General features: G+C 68.5%; 12 protein-coding genes. 5 read left to right on the top strand and 7 right to left on the bottom strand.

Translation table 11 applies throughout. The annotated features are described in order from the left end of the window. Nucleotides 1-160 precede the first annotated feature (160 nt). Together D9R12_RS00125 and pmbA are read right to left on the bottom strand one after the other, a co-directional pair. Nucleotides 161-538, bottom strand: a complete 378-nt coding sequence (locus D9R12_RS00125; protein ID WP_122226885.1) for a DUF4870 domain-containing protein — start codon at nucleotides 536-538, stop codon at nucleotides 161-163. 120 nt (nucleotides 539-658) lie between these two features. Beyond that, nucleotides 659-2,020, bottom strand: a complete 1,362-nt coding sequence (gene pmbA / locus D9R12_RS00120) for a metalloprotease PmbA (RefSeq protein ID WP_122226884.1) — start codon at nucleotides 2,018-2,020, stop codon at nucleotides 659-661. Nucleotides 2,021-2,096: 76 nt separating this feature from the next. Between pmbA and yjgA the strand changes: the two genes are divergently transcribed. Then, nucleotides 2,097-2,630: a ribosome biogenesis factor YjgA gene (gene yjgA / locus D9R12_RS00115; protein ID WP_122226882.1), complete on the top strand. Its 534-nt coding sequence runs from the start codon at nucleotides 2,097-2,099 to the stop codon at nucleotides 2,628-2,630. A gap of 287 nt (nucleotides 2,631-2,917) precedes the next feature. On the opposite strand, the gene tldD is transcribed toward yjgA, so the two are convergent. The 4 genes from tldD to D9R12_RS00095 form a co-directional block, all read right to left on the bottom strand. Continuing rightward, the gene (gene tldD, locus D9R12_RS00110; protein ID WP_014161066.1) at nucleotides 2,918-4,363 is read right to left on the bottom strand and encodes a metalloprotease TldD; all 1,446 of its coding nucleotides are present in this window, start codon (nucleotides 4,361-4,363) and stop codon (nucleotides 2,918-2,920) included. A gap of 45 nt (nucleotides 4,364-4,408) precedes the next feature. Next, nucleotides 4,409-8,332: a YhdP family protein gene (locus tag D9R12_RS00105; protein ID WP_122226880.1), complete on the bottom strand. Its 3,924-nt coding sequence runs from the start codon at nucleotides 8,330-8,332 to the stop codon at nucleotides 4,409-4,411. A 330-nt stretch (nucleotides 8,333-8,662) separates the two neighbouring features. Next, nucleotides 8,663-10,159 (bottom strand): ribonuclease G, encoded by a 1,497-nt coding sequence (gene rng / locus D9R12_RS00100; RefSeq protein ID WP_122226878.1) that lies wholly within the window; start codon nucleotides 10,157-10,159, stop codon nucleotides 8,663-8,665. Continuing rightward, on the bottom strand, nucleotides 10,159-10,725 hold the full coding sequence (locus D9R12_RS00095; RefSeq protein WP_122226876.1) for a Maf family protein: 567 nt from the start codon (nucleotides 10,723-10,725) through the stop codon (nucleotides 10,159-10,161). The genes rng and D9R12_RS00095 overlap by 1 nt, the downstream gene beginning before the upstream one ends. Before the next feature lie 135 nt (nucleotides 10,726-10,860). On the opposite strand from D9R12_RS00095, the gene D9R12_RS00090 reads away from it, so the two are divergent. From D9R12_RS00090 to D9R12_RS00075, 4 genes are all read left to right on the top strand, one after another. Further along, nucleotides 10,861-11,592, top strand: a complete 732-nt coding sequence (locus D9R12_RS00090; RefSeq protein WP_122227599.1) for an SIMPL domain-containing protein — start codon at nucleotides 10,861-10,863, stop codon at nucleotides 11,590-11,592. 243 nt (nucleotides 11,593-11,835) lie between these two features. Continuing rightward, the gene (locus D9R12_RS00085) at nucleotides 11,836-14,886 is read left to right on the top strand and encodes a TonB-dependent receptor (RefSeq protein ID WP_014161071.1); all 3,051 of its coding nucleotides are present in this window, start codon (nucleotides 11,836-11,838) and stop codon (nucleotides 14,884-14,886) included. A 132-nt stretch (nucleotides 14,887-15,018) separates the two neighbouring features. Further along, a complete protein-coding gene (locus tag D9R12_RS00080; protein WP_122226874.1) occupies nucleotides 15,019-16,587 on the top strand; it encodes a tetratricopeptide repeat-containing sulfotransferase family protein in 1,569 nt (522 codons plus the stop codon). After that, entirely contained in the window at nucleotides 16,584-18,152 is a 1,569-nt protein-coding gene (locus D9R12_RS00075) for a tetratricopeptide repeat-containing sulfotransferase family protein (protein WP_122226872.1), read from the top strand. The genes D9R12_RS00080 and D9R12_RS00075 overlap by 4 nt, the downstream gene beginning before the upstream one ends. Nucleotides 18,153-18,256: 104 nt before the next feature. Here D9R12_RS00075 and rlmH read toward each other — a convergent pair whose 3' ends face one another. Beyond that, the gene (rlmH, locus tag D9R12_RS00070; RefSeq protein ID WP_014161074.1) at nucleotides 18,257-18,727 is read right to left on the bottom strand and encodes a 23S rRNA (pseudouridine(1915)-N(3))-methyltransferase RlmH; all 471 of its coding nucleotides are present in this window, start codon (nucleotides 18,725-18,727) and stop codon (nucleotides 18,257-18,259) included. Between the last annotated feature and the right edge of the window lie 14 nt (nucleotides 18,728-18,741).

Raw genomic sequence — 18,741 nt, 5'->3', positions numbered from 1 at the left:
GCGAGCGCATTGCGATGCGGCCAGCGTCAACGCCTGGGTCAGACCCGGTAAGATGCAGGTGCGGCGGAAAGCTGGCTCAGGCAGGTCCTTGCCGGCAAGCACCGCGGCGCCCATGCGAAAGGCCCGGCGATGCCGGGCCTGTTTGCTGCCAGTCCGCCGGCTACTTGATCAGGCGCAGCGCGAACGGATAGCGGTAGCTGACGCCTTCGTTGGCCTTGACGCCGGCCAGGATGCACAGCACCAGGTTGGCGACCCAGACCAGCGGCATCAGCAGGAAACCGATCCCGATCACACCCAGCACGCTGCAGACGAGATAGGCGATGAACACGGTGATCTGGAAGTTCAGCGCTTCCTTGGACTGGTCAGTGAGCCAGGCCTTGGCCGGATTGTCCTTGTTCACCAGCCACAGGATCAGTGGCACGACAAAACTGGCCACGATGCCGGTCAGGTGCACGATCAGGGCGACGGTGCGGTCTTCCTGCGGGGCCACGCCTGTGGGCGGCGGCGGCGGAGCGGTGACGTTCTCGAATTCGTTCATGCGCTTGCGGTTCCTGAAGTGGGGTGGTGGAACGCATCCGGCCGTGGGCTGGCCGCGGCCACTGTCGTGGCCGGCGCGGCGCGCGTCAATCCCCCTGCACGGCAGGCATCAGGCAAGACGTCATTGCCCACCGGCAACGGTCATGCGCCCGACCAGGACCGAGCCGATGCCGATGTGCGAGCGCCGATCCACGTCGCTGCCCACCGCTTCGATCGCGGCGAAGATGTCCTTGAGATTGCCGGCCACGGTGACGTTGTCCACCGGATAGGCGATCTGGCCATTTTCGATCCAGAAGCCACCGGCGCCGCGCGAGTAGTCGCCGGTCACCGGATTGACCCCCTGGCCCATCAATTCGGTCACCAGCAGGCCGGTGCCCATGTCCTTGAGCATCGTCGCCAGGTCGCCGGCATTGGCGGCGATCTCCAGGTTGTGGATACCGCCGGCATTGCCGGTGCTGGACAGGCCCAGCTTGCGCGCCGAATAGCTGCCCAGCACGTAGCGCTGGAGGACGCCATGGGACACCAGCGCCGAATCGGCCGTGGCCACGCCTTCGGCATCGAATGCGCCCGAACGCAGGCCCTCGCGCAGCAGCGGCCGTTCCTCGATGGAGAACCAGTCCGGGAAGATCTGCCTGCCGGCGTGGTCCAGCAGGAAGCTGGCCTTGCGGTACAGCGCCCCGCCACTGACCGCGCCCAGCAGGTGGCCGATCAGCGAGCGGGCGACCTCGGCGCTGTACAGCACCGGGTACTGGCCGGTGGCCAGCTCACGCGGCGCCAGCCGGGCCACGGTGCGCTGCGCGGCGCGGCGGCCGATGGCCTCGGGCGCTTCCAGCCGCTCGCGCGCCAGCGCGGTCGAATACCAGCCGTCGCGTTGCATGCCTTCACCGGTACCGGCGATCAGCGCGCAGCTGATCGAATGGTGGGTGCCGCGCTCGCGGCCGACGAAGCCATGCGAGTTGGCATAGACCGACAGGCCATGGCTGCTGCTGACCGAGGCGCCGTCGGAATTGCGCACTCGCGCATCGGCGTCGCGCCCGGCCGCTTCGCAGGCCAGGGCCAGGTCCACGGCCGCATCGGCATCGAGCTGCCAGGGGTGCCAGCCGCCCAGGTCCGGAAAGTCGCGCGCCATGCGCTGCGGGTCGGCCAGGCCGGCCGCTGGGTCGTCCTCGGTATAGCGGGCGATGGCGCAGGCCTGTTCGACCGTGGCGGCCAGGCTTTCCTCGCGCAGGTCGCCGGTGCTGGCGCTGCCCTTGCGCTGGCCGAAGTAGACGGTCACGCCGATCGCGCGGTCCTGGGTGGATTCGACCGTTTCCACCTCGCCCATGCGCACGTTGACGCTCAGGCCGAAATCCTCGCTGCAGCTGACCTCGGCCTGGCTGGCGCCGCGGCTGCGGGCCATGGCCAGCAGGCGCTCGGACAGCTCGGCCAGGTGATCAAGGCGCTGGGCGCTGTCGTCGCGGGCGGGGGAAGTGAGTGCGTTCAATGGCTTATCCTAGTGGCTCTATTCGATTGACTTGGCGCGCGCTCGATCCTGCGTGCCCTTGAGGAAGGTGTGCTGAATGCGCGGACGCGATCCTGAAACCGGCGAATTTCGCGGCCCCAGCCGGACCCAGCAGCGCCAGGGCGCGCTGGAAGTGCGTGCGCTGGCCGAACAGCTGGTGGCGCTGAGCCCGGCGCAGCTGGCGCGCCTGCCGCTGAGCGAGGAACTGGCCGGACATGTGGATGAAACGCGCCGGGTCACCTCGCACATCGCGCACAAGCGCCAGCTGCAGTTCCTGGCCAAGCAGATGCGCAAGGAAGACGACGACACCCTGGAGGCAATCCGCGACGCGCTGGACACCAGCGGCGATGCGGCGCGCATCGAGACCGGCCTGATGCACCAGGCCGAAAGCTGGCGCGAGCGCCTGCTCGACGACCCCGAAGCGCTGACCCAACTGCTGGACGAATATCCGCACGCCGACCGCCAGCGCCTGCGCCAGCTGATCCGCAACGTGGCCGAAGAACGCAAGCGCAACAAGCCGCCGGCCTCCTACCGCGAGCTGTTCCGGGTCCTGCGCCAGGTGCTGACGGCGGCAGAACCGGGCCCCGGGTAACAGCGGATCGGCCCCCTCTCCCCCACTTGTGGGGGAGAGCTCGAAGTCGCGGCGAGCGACTGAGGGGGTGAGGGGGTTGCCGAAGACCAGAACCGGCCGATTGTCTGCGCAGGTGCCGAAGCCAACGACATCGTGATGCGCCAGCAGCGGAAAACCCCCCTCATCTACCCTGCGGTCATCTTCTCCCCCGCAAGCGGGGGAGAAGGGGCATGCCGAGCAGGCCGTTGCTCCTGCGCGACTGCGTTTTGCCCGGGCCCCGGGTCCCGGGCCCAGAGTCCCGGCGCTGCTCACGCCCTGGTGCCGCCCACGGTCAGCCCGTCGATCAGCAGCGACGGCTGGCCCACGCCAACCGGCACGCTCTGCCCGTCCTTGCCGCACACGCCCACGCCGGCATCCAGGGCCAGGTCGTTGCCGATCATGCGCACCTTCTGCATGGTCTCCGGGCCGTTGCCGATCAGGGTGGCGCCCTTGACCGGCGCGGTGACCTTGCCGTCCTCGATCAGGTAGGCCTCGGTGGCGGAGAACACGTACTTGCCGCTGGTGATGTCGACCTGGCCACCGCCGAAGTTGACCGCGTACAGGCCCTTTTTGACCGAACGGATCATCTCCTGCGGATCGTGCTGGCCGGCCAGCATGTAGGTGTTGGTCATGCGCGGCATCGGCAGGTGGGCAAAGGATTCGCGGCGGCCGTTGCCGGTCGGCGCCATGCCCATCAGGCGCGCGTTGAGGCTGTCCTGCATGTAGCCGACCAGGACGCCGTCCTCGATCAGCGTGGTGCATTGGGTGCGCTGGCCTTCGTCATCGACGTTGAGCGAGCCGCGGCGGCCTTCCAGGGTGCCGTCATCGACGATGGTCACGCCCTTGGCGGCCACGCGCTGGCCGATGCGGTCGGCGTAGACGCTGGTGCCCTTGCGGTTGAAGTCGCCTTCCAGGCCGTGGCCGACCGCTTCGTGCAGCAGCACGCCGGGCCAGCCGGAGGCCAGCACCACCGGCATCACCCCGGCCGGCGCGTCGACCGCTTCCAGGTTCACCAGCGCCTGGCGCAGGGCCTCGCGGGCGAATTCCTCGGGGCGGCCGGTGCCGAGCAGTTCGGCGTAGGAATAGCGCCCGCCGTAGCCGGCGTAGCCGGATTCGCGGCGGCCGTTCTGTTCGACGATCACCTGGATGTTCAGACGCACCAGCGGGCGCACGTCCGAGGCCAGCACCCCGTCGCTGCGCGCCACCAGCACCGTGTCCACGCCGCCGGACAGGCTGACGGTGACCTGCTGCACGCGCGGATCGGCCGCGCGCAGGAATTTGTCCACCGCGCGCAGTGCGGCGACCTTGTCGTCGTTGTCCATCGCATCGACCGGATCTTCCGGCGCATACAGCGCCCGGCCCTGGCCGCGCACCAGGGTGCGCGCAGCGTGGCTGGCGCCATCGCGCGCGATCGCCCGGGCCGAACCGGCCGCGCTCAGCAGCGCAGCCGCGTTGATGTCGTCCGAGTAGGCAAAGCCGGTCTTCTCGCCGGAGATCGCGCGCACGCCCACGCCCTGTTCGATCGAATGCGCGCCGTCCTTGACGATGCCGTCCTCCACCGTCCAGCTCTCGCGGCGCGCATGCTGGAAATACAGGTCACCAAAGTCGATGCCCGGCCCCAGCAGCGCGCCGAAGGCACGCTCCAGACCGGTCTGGTCAAGGCCAGCGGGAACCAGCAGGCGGGATTGGGCAAGTGCGAGTGCGGATGTGCTCATGGGGTAATGATCGGGTCCTGAAGGGGGAATGCAAGCCGCGCGCGCTCAGCGCGGCTGTGCGGGCGTGACAGGTGCAGGCATCTGGACTGGCTTGGTCGCAGGTGTGGCCGGGCCTTCGTGTTCGGTCACATCCACCTTGGGGTCCTTCCACGGACCGGTCACGTGGTAGGTCTTGGCGCCGATCTCTCCCAGTGGCTTGCCCAGCATCGCGTTGGCGGCCGCGCCGACCGCCGCGCCGACCGGGCCGCCGGTGAAGGCCCCGACCATGGTCAGCAGGTTGCCCGAGCGCGGCAGGACGTGGATGGTCTGGTCGAAGGTCTGCTTGCCCAGGTCGGTGCTGCCACCAATGAGGATCTGCGCCGCTGGACCTTCGATCACGGTGTTGTCGGTGCGGGCGCGGCCATCGTTGAAGGCCACATCGCCCTCGATCCGGTTGAAGGCAAAGCCCTTGGAGAAGAAGTCACGGAAATCCAGCATCAGCCGGCGCGGCAGCTGGGTCAGGCTGAACAGGCCGAGCACGCGGCCGGCGCCCGGTTCGACTTCCAGCAGCGCACCGTTGTGCGCGCTCAACCTGGCGCTGCCGTCCAGCCCGCCCAGCGAGAAGTCCGCCGGACTCGACGGCCAGGCCAGGTCCAGCTCGACCTTGCCGGTGCCGCCGCGCACCCGCCCGGTGAAGCCCAGGCCGTCCATCAACGCGCCCAGGTCCTGGCTGTCGACCTTGGCCACCAGGTGGGTACGCGCGCTGCGGCCGCGCCCGGTCCAGTCACCGTTGATGTCCAGCTTCTGCTGCGGCGAGCGCATCCTGAGGGCTTCCACGCGCAGGCCGGAGGGCAGCTTGCGCGTGCGCAGGGTGGTCTGGCCCAGCCGGGCCTGGCCGAAGCGCAGGTCGTCCACGTCCAGCGCCAGCGAGGGCAGCGCGGACGGGTCCAGGTCGTCTGCGGCCGGTGTCGAGCCGGTATCAGCCGTCGGCGGCGGCGCGGCCGACACCCAGTGCAGCCGCGCCAGCCGGCCGCGCACCGGCGCGTTTTCATCCTCCGGCACATGCACGCTGCCTGAGAGCGCCGCGCCGTCCAGCTTCACCTCCAGGGCTTGGGGCGCCAGCACCACTTGCACCCGGGTGGCCGGAAAGGCGCCGCCAATCAGCAGCAGCTTCTGCGCGGTGATGTCGATGCCACGCAGCTTGAGCGGCTGGCTGGCGGCGGCCGGAACAGGATCGACCACGGCCTGCGGATTGGTCAGCGCGGCGGCTGCGGCGGCCGCCTTGACCAGGGGAGTATCGGCCGGTGCGCTGCCAGAGGCGCGCGCCACCGCGATCCAGCCGGCTGCATCCAGCGAGGTCGCCGTGCCGCCGGCGCTGAGGCCGCTGTCCGGCACCGGCTGGGCGATGCTGCTGCGGCCCATTTCCACGCGCACACCGGTGTTGCCGCCACGCTGCTGCATGCGCAGTGCCATTAGCTTGCCGAAGCCCACATCCACCTGGCCCCTATCCAACGGCAGCTGCACGTCCACGCTGGCAGGCAGCGCCTGGCTGGCGGATTTCGCCAGCGGCGCGGGCAGACTCAGGGTGGTGCCGACCAGGTTGGAAGCGGCGCTGATCCTGACCGGCGGATCGGCCCCGGCCTGCGCCGGCGCCCCCACTCCGACCTTGACCGTCCACGGTGAACGCCCGTGCAGATAGGCCTTGAGCCAGCCGATTTCCGGCACCCGCTGCAGCAGTTCATCGCTGGTCAGTGGCGCCTGCAGCTGGGCTTCGAAGACATGCGCCGGATCCTGCGTCGAGGTGCCCGCGCGCAGGGCCAGCTGGCCCGGCTGGCCGCCGGTGTTGACGCTGAGCAAGGGCGCCTGGAAGCCGCCATCGCTGAAGCTGGCCGCACCGCGCACCTGGCTGAAATCCAGGTCCCAGGTGCGGTCGGTCAGGCGCGCGCCGTCCAGCGCCACCTGGCCGCCGATCTGCCGTTCCACCCCCGAACCGGCGCGCAGTGGCAGCTGCATCCGGTAGTCGACCCTGGCCGGACCAGACGCGCTCAGGCCTTTGATCGCGCTGCCGTAGCGCTGCTGCAGCGGGCTGCTGCGCACCAGCGACAGCAGCCCGCCGGCATCGTCGCCGCCGGCCGCGTCCACCTTGAGCACGGTCTGGTGCCAATCGGCGATGCCGGCCTCGATGCGACTGACCGGCACCTGCCCCAGCTGGCCCTTGCCGCTGAGCTGGAAGCCGTTGTTGACAAAGCGCACGTGCGCATCCACGCCCTGCATGTCCGGCCAGTCGGCCTGGAAGCGGATGCGTCCGCCTTCGATGTCAGCACTGGCATCAAACAACCCCTGGTTGTGCAGGAACGGCCAGTGGTCCAGGTCACCGGCGACCAGCCCGGTGCCGTTGCGCAGCGTGCCGCCCTGCAGGGCCATGTTCAGCCAGCCCAGCGCCGCCCTGGACATGCGGTGGCGCACCCAGAACCCGCGTGCGGCCGCCAGTGGCGTGTCGTGCACCTCGGCGGCCAGGTTGAGCCAGGGTCGGCTGGAATCGTTCTGGAACCACACATCGCCGCGCACGTCCAGCCCGAAATCCGGGCCGACCACCCGCAGCGCCGGCGTGCCGAACTTCCACCCGGCGCCTTCGCGCCAGCCGGCCAGGGTGCCGCGCAGCGACGCGGCGTGGACCACGCCGAAGCCGGCCGGCCAGTCGAACCTGAACGGCGCCGCCTCATCCAGCACCAGCGCCACGCCCTGCGTGTCGCCGGTCAGGCGGCCGGCCAGGCCGCTCAGGCCCGGGGCCTGGCCCACCGGGGCAAACCCGGCGTCCTGGACCTGCGCCGCCAGCCGCAGCGGTCCCCGCACCGAGCCGGCCACCTGCACTTGGCGCAACACCGCCTGCGGCCTGGCCTGCTGCAGCCAGGTGCGCAGGCCCGGCTTGAGCTGGTCGCTCATCGCCAGCGCCTGCAGCAGCGGCGCGACCTCGATCCGGTCCGCCACCAACGCCGAGCGCGCGCCGCCGATCAGGCTCACTCCATCGACACCGCCGCTGCCGCCCTTCGGCCCCAGCCGCAGCCGAGGCACGTCCAGGCGCCACTGGTCGGGCTGCTTCTGGAAACGCCCCCGCCCGCTGATCTCCGCGAAGGTCGCCGTGCCGCTGCCGTCGCGGGTGGCCAGCTGCACCTGTTTCAGCGCCAGCTCGGCCTGCACCTGCTGGACGCGATGGGCCTTCAGCTGCACCCAGGCATGCACATCACCACGGCCGCCGCGCAGCTGCATCCCGGCCAGTCCGGACAGGGCCTGCCAGTGGGCCAGGGTGATGCCCTCGCCCTGCAGGTAGGCGCGCCCGTCGCCGCTGTGGCGGTCGAACCGGGCGGCGATCCCGATCGGTTTGCCGCCCTGGCGGCTGCCGCGCAGGCGTGCGCCGGCCCGCACCTGCGGCCCCTGCACGCGCAGGCGCAGGTCGATGCTGGGCAGCTGCAGGTCCCAGCCCTGCGAGGGCGCCAGCACGCGCAGGCGGCCGTCGACCACCTGCAGTTCGCCCAGGCCATCGAGCGACTGCAGCGGATCGGGCCTGTGCTGGCCGGGAAATCCACGGATCGTCCAGCTGCCATCCTCGGCACGCACCGCTTCCAGGGCGATGTTGCGCAGGCGCAGCTCGGTGAAGGCCCGGCCCGGCAGCAGGCCCGAATACAGCGCCACCAACACTTCGCCCTGGCCGATCTGCACGCCCTGCCCGGCGCCACTGCCGCCGACCTGCAGGCCATCGAGCCGCAGCAGCGGGCCGCGCCGGGTCCATTCGGTCTTGAGCGTGCGGAAGGTCACTGGCCGCCCGGCGCGCTGGCTCAGCCAGGCCGCGACCCTGTCCGGGTGGCGCTCGGCCAGCGGCAGCAGCTGGCTGACCACGCCCAGCACCAGGGCCACGCAGACCAGCGCCACGGCCAGCGCATACCAGGCCACGCGGCGCAGCACGCGCAGGCGGTGGTGGAAGGCAATGGGCATCAAGCGATGGCCGGGGCCGGGGAGCCGGGACCCGGGGCCCGGGACCCGGGACCCGGGGAAGCAACGGCAAACGCTGGACCGACAGCCTCACGCTGTCGCCGGAGTGTTGGATCTCGCCCGTGAAACGGCGAAAGCGGCAACGGACACGCCGAAATCCCGCTTTCCCGGGACCCGGGACCCGGGGAAGCAACGGCAAAAGTTGGACCGACGGCCTCACGCTGTCGCCGGAGTGTTGGATCTCGCCCCTGAAACGGCGAAAGCGGCAACGGACACGCCGAAATCCCGCTTTGCCGGGTCCCGGGTCCCGGGTCCCCGGCCCCGGCCCCGGCCTCAAAGCAGCACGACATCAAACTGTTCCTGCAGGTACTGCCCATCGGCCTGGAAGCGGATCGACTTGCCCAGGAACTCCTCCAGCTCGGCCACCGCCTGCGACTCCTCGTCGGTGATCCGCGCCACCACCTGCGGCGAGGCGATCACCAGCAGGCGCGCGGCTTCGAACTGGCGGGTGGCGCGGGTGATCTCGCGGAAGATCTCGTAGGTCACCGTCTCGGCGGTCTTGACCATGCCCCGCCCGCCGCAGGCGCTGCAGGGCTCGGACAGCTGGCGTTCCAGGCTTTCCACGGTGCGCTTGCGGGTCATCTCCACCAGCCCCAGCGGCGAGAAGTCGTAGACCGTGGTGCGGGCATGGTCGCGCGCCAGACCCTTTTCCAGCGTGCGCAGCACCTGGCGCTTGTGCTCGGCATCGGACATGTCGATGAAGTCGATGATGATGATCCCGCCCAGGTTGCGCAGCCGCAGCTGCCGGGCCACCGCCTGCGCCGCTTCCAGGTTGGTTCGGTAGACCGTTTCCTCCAGGTTGCGCTGGCCCAGGAACGAACCGGTGTTGACGTCGATGGTGGTCATCGCCTCGGTCTGGTCGATCACCAGGTAGCCTCCGGACTTCAGCGGCACCTGCTTGTCCAGGGCGCGGCCGATCTCGTCCTCGACCCCGTACAGGTCGAAGATCGGCCGATCGCCGCCATACAGCTCGATGCGCTCGGCCAGCGGCGGCATGTACTTGGCGACGAAGGCCTGCAGGCGCTCGTAGGTTTCGCGCGAATCGACCTTGACCTTCTCCACGTCCTTGCGGATCAGGTCGCGGACCGCGCGCAGCGGCAGGCTCAGGTCCTCGTAGAGCAGCGCGCGCGGGGCCATCTCGCCGGCGCGCCGGTTGATCACGTTCCACACCCGCGACAGATAGGCCACGTCCTCGGCCAGCGCCTCGGCCGGCTGGCCTTCGGCATTGGTGCGCACGATGTAGCCCATGCTGCCGTGCTGCGAAGACAGCTCGGTGATCAGACGCCTGAGCCGGGCGCGCTCGGCCTCGTCCTCGATCCGCGCCGACACCCCGATCACCCTGGACTGCGGCAGCAGCACCAGATAGCGCGAGGGAATGCTGATCTGGGTGGTCAGGCGCGCGCCCTTGGAACCGATCGGGTCCTTGACCACCTGCACCACCACGTCCTGGCCGTCGCGCACCAGCTCCAAAATGGACGCCGGCGCGATGGGTGCCGGCGGCAGCGGCACTTCCTCGCCGGCAGCCACGTTCGACGGTGGCCCGGCGCGGACGATGTCGCTGGCGTGCAGGAAGGCGGCCCGGTCATGGCCGATCTCCACGAAAGCCGCCTGCATCCCGGGCATCACCCGCTGCACCTGACCCTTGTAGATGTTGCCGACGATGCCGCGGCGCCAGCCGCGCTCGATGTGCAGTTCCTGCAGCATGCCGTTTTCCACCACCGCCACCCGGGTCTCCCGCGGGGTGACGTTGACCAGGATCTCCTCGGACATCAAAGCACTCCGAATTGCGCAAGCAGGCGCGCTGCGTCGTGCAGCGGAAGACCCATTACACCGGAATAGCTGCCGGAAAGGTGGGTGATCAGCGCCTCGCCACGGCCCTGGATGGCGTAGGCGCCGGCCTTGCCCATCGATTCGCCGGTGGCCACGTAGCGGGCAATGGCCTGCCCGGTCAGCTCCGCGAAGGTCACCTCCGACACGTTGAGCAGCTGCGCCTGGCGCCCGGCCGCGACCACCGACACCGCGCTGGCCACCGCGTGCGTGCGCCCGGACAGGCGCTGCAGCATGGCCGCCGCATCGGCCTGGTCGGCCGGCTTGCCGAACACGACATCGTCCAGGATCACTTCGGTGTCCGCACCAAGCACCACCGCGCCCGGCTGCTCGGGCAGCCGTGCCAGGCCGGCCTGCGCCTTCTCCTGCGCCACCCGGCGCACGTAGTCCAGCGCCGCCTCGCCAGGCTGGCGCTGCTCGGGGATGTCCAGGGTCAACACATCGAAGCGCACCCCGAGACGGGCCAGCAGCTCGGCGCGCCGGGGGGATTGGGAGGCAAGAAACAGCATGGGTGCAGGATACTCCGCGGCGCCTGGCGCAACGATGACCCGGCGCGCGCGCGCCCGCCGCAACCCCGACTTGGCCGACCGCCCGTTCATGGCGTGGGATACCCTCCCGCCACCGCCCTGGAACAGGACACCGCCATGCGCAACCCCCGTCTTCGCCCGCTGCTGATCGCCCTCGTCCTCGCCCTTGGAGGCGCCGCCATGCCCGCTTCAGCCCAGACCGCCTCCGGCTACACCCTGCCGGCCGACGGCACGCTGCTGTCAGTGTCCTCCCAGGCACAAGCCAGCCGCGCGCCGGACATCGCCACCCTCTCCGCCGGCGTGGTCACCCAGGCCGTGGACGGCAACACCGCCATCGCCCAGAACGCCGCCCAGATGACCCAGCTCATGGCGGCGATCAGGAAGGCCGGCATCGCCGAGAAGGACATCCAGACCAGCGGGGTGATGCTCAGCCCGCAATACGACTACCGCGACAACCAGGCCCCGAAGATCACCGGCTACCAGGCCACCAATACCGTCAACCTCAGGGTCCGCAGGCTCGCCGAGCTGGGTCAGGTGCTCGATGCCCTCGCCGCCCAGGGCGCCAACCAGATCAACGGCCCGACCTTCGAGATCGAGCAGCCCGAACCGCTCTACGACCAGGCCCGCCTGTCTGCCCTCAAGCAGGCCCAGGCCCGCGCCGAAACCTACGCCAGCGGCCTGGGCCTCAAGGTCCGGCGCATCGTCAGCATTTCCGAAGGCGCCAGCGGCGGCGGCCCGAGCCCGGTGATGATGACCGCGCGCGCCAAGGTGGCCGACAGCACCCCGGTCTCGCCGGGTGAAGCCACGCTCTCGGTGAGCATCGATGTGGTGTTTGAGCTGGGGCGTTGACCGCGACGCGAGCCAGCCTTCGGCCAAGGCGCGCAGCCGACCGTCTCTGCGGGTGACCGCAACCAGGCAACTTCACATGACTGAATTTGACTCACGTCGGGAAATCCGCCTTCGGACCGGCACTTCATTAATTTTTCGTGACTTGTGCGGCGAAGACCGCTAAATTCCGGTTAACCGTTGTCACGGCTTGCCAGAGATGACACACGGGATCCTTCAATTCATACCGTAGTCAGGAGAGAGACTGTGGCAGTCAACCGCACCAAACAAGCGATGCAGCGCACCGCACTCAGCGTTGCCCTTGGCATGTGTTTCAGCACCGTCGCGTTCGCGCAGCAATCGACCGGCTCCATTTCCGGTCAGGCACCGGCAGGCTCGACCCTGCAGATCACCAACCCGGATACGGGTTTTTCCCGCTCCGTGACGGCGGGCGCAGACGGAAGCTATCGCTTCTCCACGCTGCCCACCGGCACCTATACCCTGACCAAGCAGGGCGCCGACGGGACCACCGAAGTCCGCGAGGGCGTGCGCGTCCTGGTCGGCAGTGGCTCGACCGTCAATTTCGTCACTGCTGAAGGCGCCGCCTCGACCCTGGGCACGGTGCAGGTCCGCGGAACCGCCATGCTCAACCCGATCGACGTGTCTTCGGTAGAGTCCACCACCATCCTGACCGCCGAGCAGATCGCGCGCATCCCGGTTGCGCGCGACACCACCTCAGTCGCCCTGCTGGCGCCGGGCACCGTGCGCGGCGACTCCGCGTTCGGCAACCTCGCCTCGTTCGGTGGCGCCTCGGTGGCCGAGAACCAGTATTACGTCAACGGCTTCAACATCACCAACTCGTTCCGCGGCCTCAACTTTGCCCAGGTCCCGTTTGAGGCGATCGCCGAGCAGCAGATCAAGACCGGCGGTTATGGCGCCGAATTCGGCCGTTCGCTCGGTGGCGTGGTCAGCCAGGTCACCAAGCGCGGTACCAATGAATTCCATGCCGGCGGCAACGTGTTCTTCGAGCCCAAGGCACTGCAGGCCCATACCCGCGACACGCTCTATGCCAATCCGCTGACCGGCGAATACGGCACGCTGCGCTCGGACAACTCCGAAGATGAAAGCGAGAGCTGGGTCACCTCGGCCTGGGCCAGCGGCGCGCTGATCCAGGACAAGTTGTTTGCCTACGGCCTGATCCAGTACGGGAAGACCGAGAGTGACGAATGGGGCTCGGTCCTGTCCAACCAGAACCTCAATGAGGACCAACGCGATCCGACCTGGCTGGTCAAGCTGGACTGGAACATCAGCGACCGCCACACCTTGGAGTTCACCGCGTTCTCCGACAAGGAGAAGACCAAGCAGGTCGCCTACGCCAACACGCCCGGAGAGACCGATCGCGGAGACAAGATCGGTAGCTTCTTCAGTGAGCAGGGCGGCGAGAACTATATCGGCCGCTACACCGGTTACCTCACCGATACATTCACCCTCTCGGCCCTGTATGGCCACAGCGAGTTCTCGCGCGAACAGTATCTGCGCTATCCCGACGGCAGCAAGGCATCCTACGGCGGCGACCTCAACAACCCGGCTACCGGTTGCCCCATCATCCAGGATTCGCGTCCGTTGGCGCAGCGGCAGCTGACCGGCCAGTACCGCAGCACCTGCAACATCACCGGCACGACCATCGACGCCGAGAACGGCGAGGACACCCGCGACCAGTACCGCATCGACGCTGAGTGGGCACTGGGCGACCACCTGATCCGCTTTGGCTACGACCGCGACGACTACGAGTCTGTGGCGGGCGCCTCCTACGAGGGCGGCCGCATTTGGCAGTACAGCACCACCGCCGCCGGCGTCAATCGCGTGCGTGAGCAGATCGTCAACCAGGGCGCCACCGTCGAGGTGAACCAGGAGGCCTTCTACATCGAGGACAACTGGAACATCACCGACAACTTCCTGGCCTATGTGGGCCTGCGCTGGGATTCGTTCGAGAACCTCAACGGCGACGGCGATGCCTACGTCGAGATCGAGAACCAGTTTGGCCCCCGGCTTGGCTTTTCGTGGGATGTCAACGGCGATTCGTCGCTGAAGATCTATGGTAACGCCGGCCGTTATGCGCTGCCGCTGACCTCCAGCGTGGCCATCCGCGGCGCCAGCGCATCGGTGTTTTCGCGGCAGTTCTACAGCTACACCGGCGTCGATCCGGTCACCGGCGCGCCGCTGGGTGCCGTTCCGATCAGCCCGATCCAGTACATCAACGGCGAGTTCGGTGGTTCCAAGGATCCCAAGACGATCGCCTCGACCAACCTCGACCCGATGTACCAGGACGAATATATCCTGGGCTTCCAGCAGGCATTGACCGAGCACCTGAGCTTCGGCGTCAAGGGCACCTATCGCAAGCTCAAGGCCGCCATCGACGACAACTGCGATTACACGCCGATCGCCCATGCGGCCGAGGAGGCCGGGCTGGACTACATCCTTCCCAACGGTGGCTTCCCGTACTGCCGCATGTTCAACCCGGGCGAGGACGCGGTCTACATCACCGATCTGCTGGGCGACGGCAACTACATCACCACCGAAGTGGACGCGGACCTGCTCAGCCCGCAGGCCAAGCGCACCTACAGGGCACTGGACTTCACCCTGGACGGCAACTACGACAAGTTCTTCTTCCAGGCCAACTACACGCTGGCCTACAGCAAGGGCAACACCGAAGGTGGCGTGAAATCCGACATCGGCCAGGACGACACCAATGTCACCCAGGACTTCGACTACAAGGAACTGACGGTCGATACCTACGGCTACCTGCCCAATGACCGGCGCCATACGATCAAGTTGTTCGGCAACTACCAGTTCAACGAGGAATGGTCGGTGGGCGGCAACTTCATCGTGCAATCCGGACGTCCGAAGAACTGCATGGGCATGCTGGATCTGAACGACGCGCCGCCGGTGCGCGACCCCACCGGCAAGATCATCCAGACCAACTTCGCGCCCCACCCGTACGGCTCGTCCTTCATGCGTTGCGGCACGACGACCGATGGTGGCGTGGACGATGCAACGGTCGTGGCGGTCCCACGTGGCAAGGCAGGACGCCTGCCATGGACCAACAACCTGGACCTGAACGTCGCCTACAAACCCTCCGCCATGGAAGGCTGGCAGTTCAAGGTCGACGTGTTCAACGTCTTCAACAGGCAGAAGGTGACCGCCATCAACGAGACGGCGGAAATCAACCCCACCGGTCAGCCTTCGCCGACCTACCTGCTGCCGGACTCGTACCAGACGCCGCGCTATTTCCGCTTCATGGCGCAGTACGACTTCTGATCGAAGCCTGCATCACGATCGTCAAAGAGGGGCCGCCGCAAGGCGGCCCTTTCTTTATCTGCCACGCCCTGCCCGACGGGGCAGGACGACCGCTATCCTTGCACCCGCACAGACCTTCCAAGACCACGCCAAATGCAGCCACCATTGAACGCCCACTGGGCCCGAGGGCAGGAATTCGAGGCGCAGCGCGACCTGCAGTCGGCACGCAAAGAATATGAAGCACTGCTGCGGCTCGACGCGCGCCACATCCCGGCCCGACTGCGCCTGTCGCGGTTCGCGCAATTCAACGGGCGCTACCGCCAGGCCCGCCAGCACGCGCTCCAGGCCGCCGATGCGGTCCGACTGGGGGCGAGCGCGCGCCATCTTGGCTATGTGACCCTGCGGCTGCTGGACTTTGCCGAAGACGCGGAAGTGGCTTCGGTCATCCTTTCTGCCGACTGGAGCGACCCTGACGTCCTGCGGCAATCGCCGGCACTGGCCCAGCATCTCTGGCTGGCCGGACGCTATGACGATGCCCTGCGTTTCCTCGATGGCGTCCAGCCTCGGCTGGCTCCCAATGCGCTGCTGGTGTTCACGCGCGCCAACGTGTTGCGCTATCTCGGCCGCCTCCAGGAGGCCGCCGTGCTCCATGAGCGCAGCCTGGCGCTGGACCCGGCCCTGGTCGACGCACACTGGGCGATCGCGACCCAGGCGCGCGATGGCATGCAGGGCCACCGCCTGGCCCGACTGGAAGCCGCGCGCCAGGCGCATCCCGCCGACGGCATCGAGCAGGCGCACCTGCTGTACTCGCTCTTCCATGAGTACGACCGGGGCCGCGATCCGCGCGCCTGGCAGGCACTGGCATCGGGCGCCGGCATCATGCAGCAGCGGCTGCACCACGACCCGGCGCAGGACCAGGCCAGGCTCGAGGCACTGCATGCGCTGGACTGGTCGCCTGGCACCCGAACGGACACCAAGGCCGAGCAACCCACGCCGCTGTTCATCGTGGGACTTCCGCGCACCGGGACCACGCTCCTGGACCGGATCCTGGGCAACCACGGATGGGTCAGCTCGGTGGGCGAGCGCAACGACTTCGCGGTGGCGGTCAGCGAAGTCTCCGACCGGTTCTTCAGCACCCTGCTGGAAGCGCATCGACCCGCGGACTTCATGCACCTGGACCATCGTGCGGTGGGGCATCTGTACATGCAGCGCCTGCGTCGCCATGCCTCGGCCACCGCCTTTGCCATCGACAAGAACCCGCAGAATTTCTTCAACATCCCGCTGATCGTGCAGGCGCTGCCCCACGCCAGGATCCTGGTGATGCAGCGGCAGCCAATGGATGCGGCGTTCTCCAACCTGAAGGAGCTGTTCCAGGGCAGCGCGTACCCCTACAGCTACGACTTCAAGTCGCTGGCCACGCGTGTTCGCGGCGTCGAGAAGCTGATGGCGCGCTGGCAGCGCATGGCGCCGCAGGCGGTGAAGGTGGTGTCCTACGAGGCACTGGTGGAGGATTCGCCGCGGGTGATCGCCGAGGTGCTGGATTTCGCCGGCCTTCCGGCCTGGCCTGGCCTGGCCGACATCACCGGCAACCCGGCGCCGGTTGCCACCGCCAGCAGCGCCCAGGTCCGCGAACCGATCAACAGCCGGGGCGTCGGCGCCTGGAAACGGTACGCCGACGAACTGGAACCGCTGCGGATCCTGCTGGAGGCGCCCGCGGCATGAGCCCTGCCGTTCCCGCGCCCGGATATGGCGCCCTGCTCGAACGCGCCGAAGCCTGCGCGGCGCGGCGGGACATCGACCAGGCCATCGCCCTGTATGGCGCAGCGCTCGTGCAGAAGCCGGCAGACCCCTACGTCCTGGTCCAGTTGTCCTACATGCATTCCCTGCGCGGGCAATACCGCAAGGCGCTCGCCTGTGCGATGCAGGCCCATGCGACCGGGACCAGCTCGCCAAAGGTCCTGGACGAGCTGCTCCCCAGGCTGCGGACATTCAACGAGATCCCGGCCTTGCTGGAGTGCATCAAGCGCATGCTGCCGGCTTCGCGCATGTCCATTCCGGCCCTGATCCGGGCCGCGGCGCAATTGAGCTACGTCAACCTGCCCGATCAGGCCATCGTCCTGCTGGACGAAGCCCGGCGCGCGGACCCCGATTATCCAACGACCCTGCTGGCAAGGACCCAGGTGCTGACTTATCTGGGGCGTTTCAGGGAAGCCGAGCAGGACGTGGCGCGGGCGCTCAAGCGGGCACCGGAGATTGCGCAGGGCTGGTGGCTGCAGGCCGCGCTGCGCAGGCAGCAGCCGACCTCGCACCACGTCGACGCCATCAAGGCGCAGTTGCAGCGGCCGGGCCGCAGTGCCGCCGATGTCGCCCTGCTGGGTTTCGCGCTGCACAAGGAACTGGACGACCTGGGAGACACCCAGGGCGCCTGGCAGGCGCTGATGCTGGGCTGCCGCGCGAAGCGTTCGACCCTGCAATACGAAACTGGCGCGTCCTACCGGTTGATGCAGGCGCTGGCCGCATTCACCCCGCCGCCGACGCCTGCCACGGGCAATGCCGGTGCCACGCCCATCTTCATCGTCGGAATGCACCGCTCGGGCACCACCCTGCTCGAGCAGATGATGGACGGATCGCCGCATGTCAGGGGCATTGGCGAGCTCTATGACTTCACCAGCGCCATGCGCCACGCCACCGACCACCACTGCCGCGGAGTGATCGACACCACGATCGTGGAGCGTGCGCAACGCGCGGACCTGGCTGCTGCCGGGCAGCGCTATCTGGACGGAATTGCGTGGCGCCTGCAGGGCGAGGCGTTCTTTACCGACAAGCTGCCTTCGAACTTCCTCAACATCGGATTCATCGCCGCGGCATTGCCGCAGGCCAGGATCCTGCACCTGGTCCGCGACCCGGTGGAAACCTGCTTCTCCAACCTGCGCGAGCTGTTTTCCGAGGCCAATCCCTATAGCTATGACCTGCAGGAGCTGGCGGCGTACTACCGCCAGTACCGCGCGCTCATGGCCCATTGGCACCGGCGCTTCCCCGGCCGCATCCTGGACGTGGAATATGCACGCCTGGTGCGCGAGCCCGAAGCCGTGCTGCGCCAGGTGTGTGCCTTCTGCGGACTGGACTTCGATCCGGCGATGCTGGAGCTCGCAGGCCGGCAGCGGGGGGTGGTGACCGCCAGCGCGGTCCAGGTCCGTGGCGGCATCCAGGCCAGGGACGTGCCGAAATGGGCGCCCTACGCCAAGCACCTGGCGCCCTTGATCCAGGCGTTGCGCCGCCCGGATTGAGCCGTCCAGCCATCGGCATCGCCCTGGTCGCCGGGCGGTTTACGGGGCAGCTCGGGCGTCTTGCGTTTCATCGCTGCGGTCCGTGGCGCGGCCGGTGGCGGTGATCAGCCGCGATGGTAGGGATGATTGGCCAGCATCGCCGCGGCGCGATAGAGCTGTTCGGCCACCACCAGGCGCGCCAGCATGTGCGGCAGGGTCAACGGGCCGAGCGACCAGGTCTCGTGCGCGGCGGCCAGGACCGCTGGCGCGTGCCCTTCCGGCCCGCCGATCAGCAATGCCAGGTCGCGGCCCTGCCCGCGCCAATGTTCCAGGCGCTGGGCCAGCTGTTCGGAAGAATGCTGCTTGCCGGTGACTTCCAGGGCGACGATGTGTGCGTTCCTGGGCAGTGCGGCGAGCACGCGCTGGCCTTCGTCCTCGATCGCGCGCTGGGCATCGCGGTTCCTGCCACGCAGGCCCGGCGTCACTTCCACCAGTTCAAGCGGCAGCCAGTGCGAGAGCCGCTTCTGGTATTCGGCAAACCCCTGCGCGACCCAGCCGGGGGCGCGCTCACCGGTGGCGATCAGGCGGGCCTTCATCGCCCGGCGCAACC

It is taken from the genome of Pseudoxanthomonas spadix, assembly GCF_003703395.1.
Classification (GTDB): Bacteria; Pseudomonadota; Gammaproteobacteria; order Xanthomonadales; family Xanthomonadaceae; genus Pseudoxanthomonas_A; species Pseudoxanthomonas_A spadix.
Note: the sequence above shows the minus strand (reverse complement) of the source record. Positions and strands in the feature narration are given on the sequence as shown.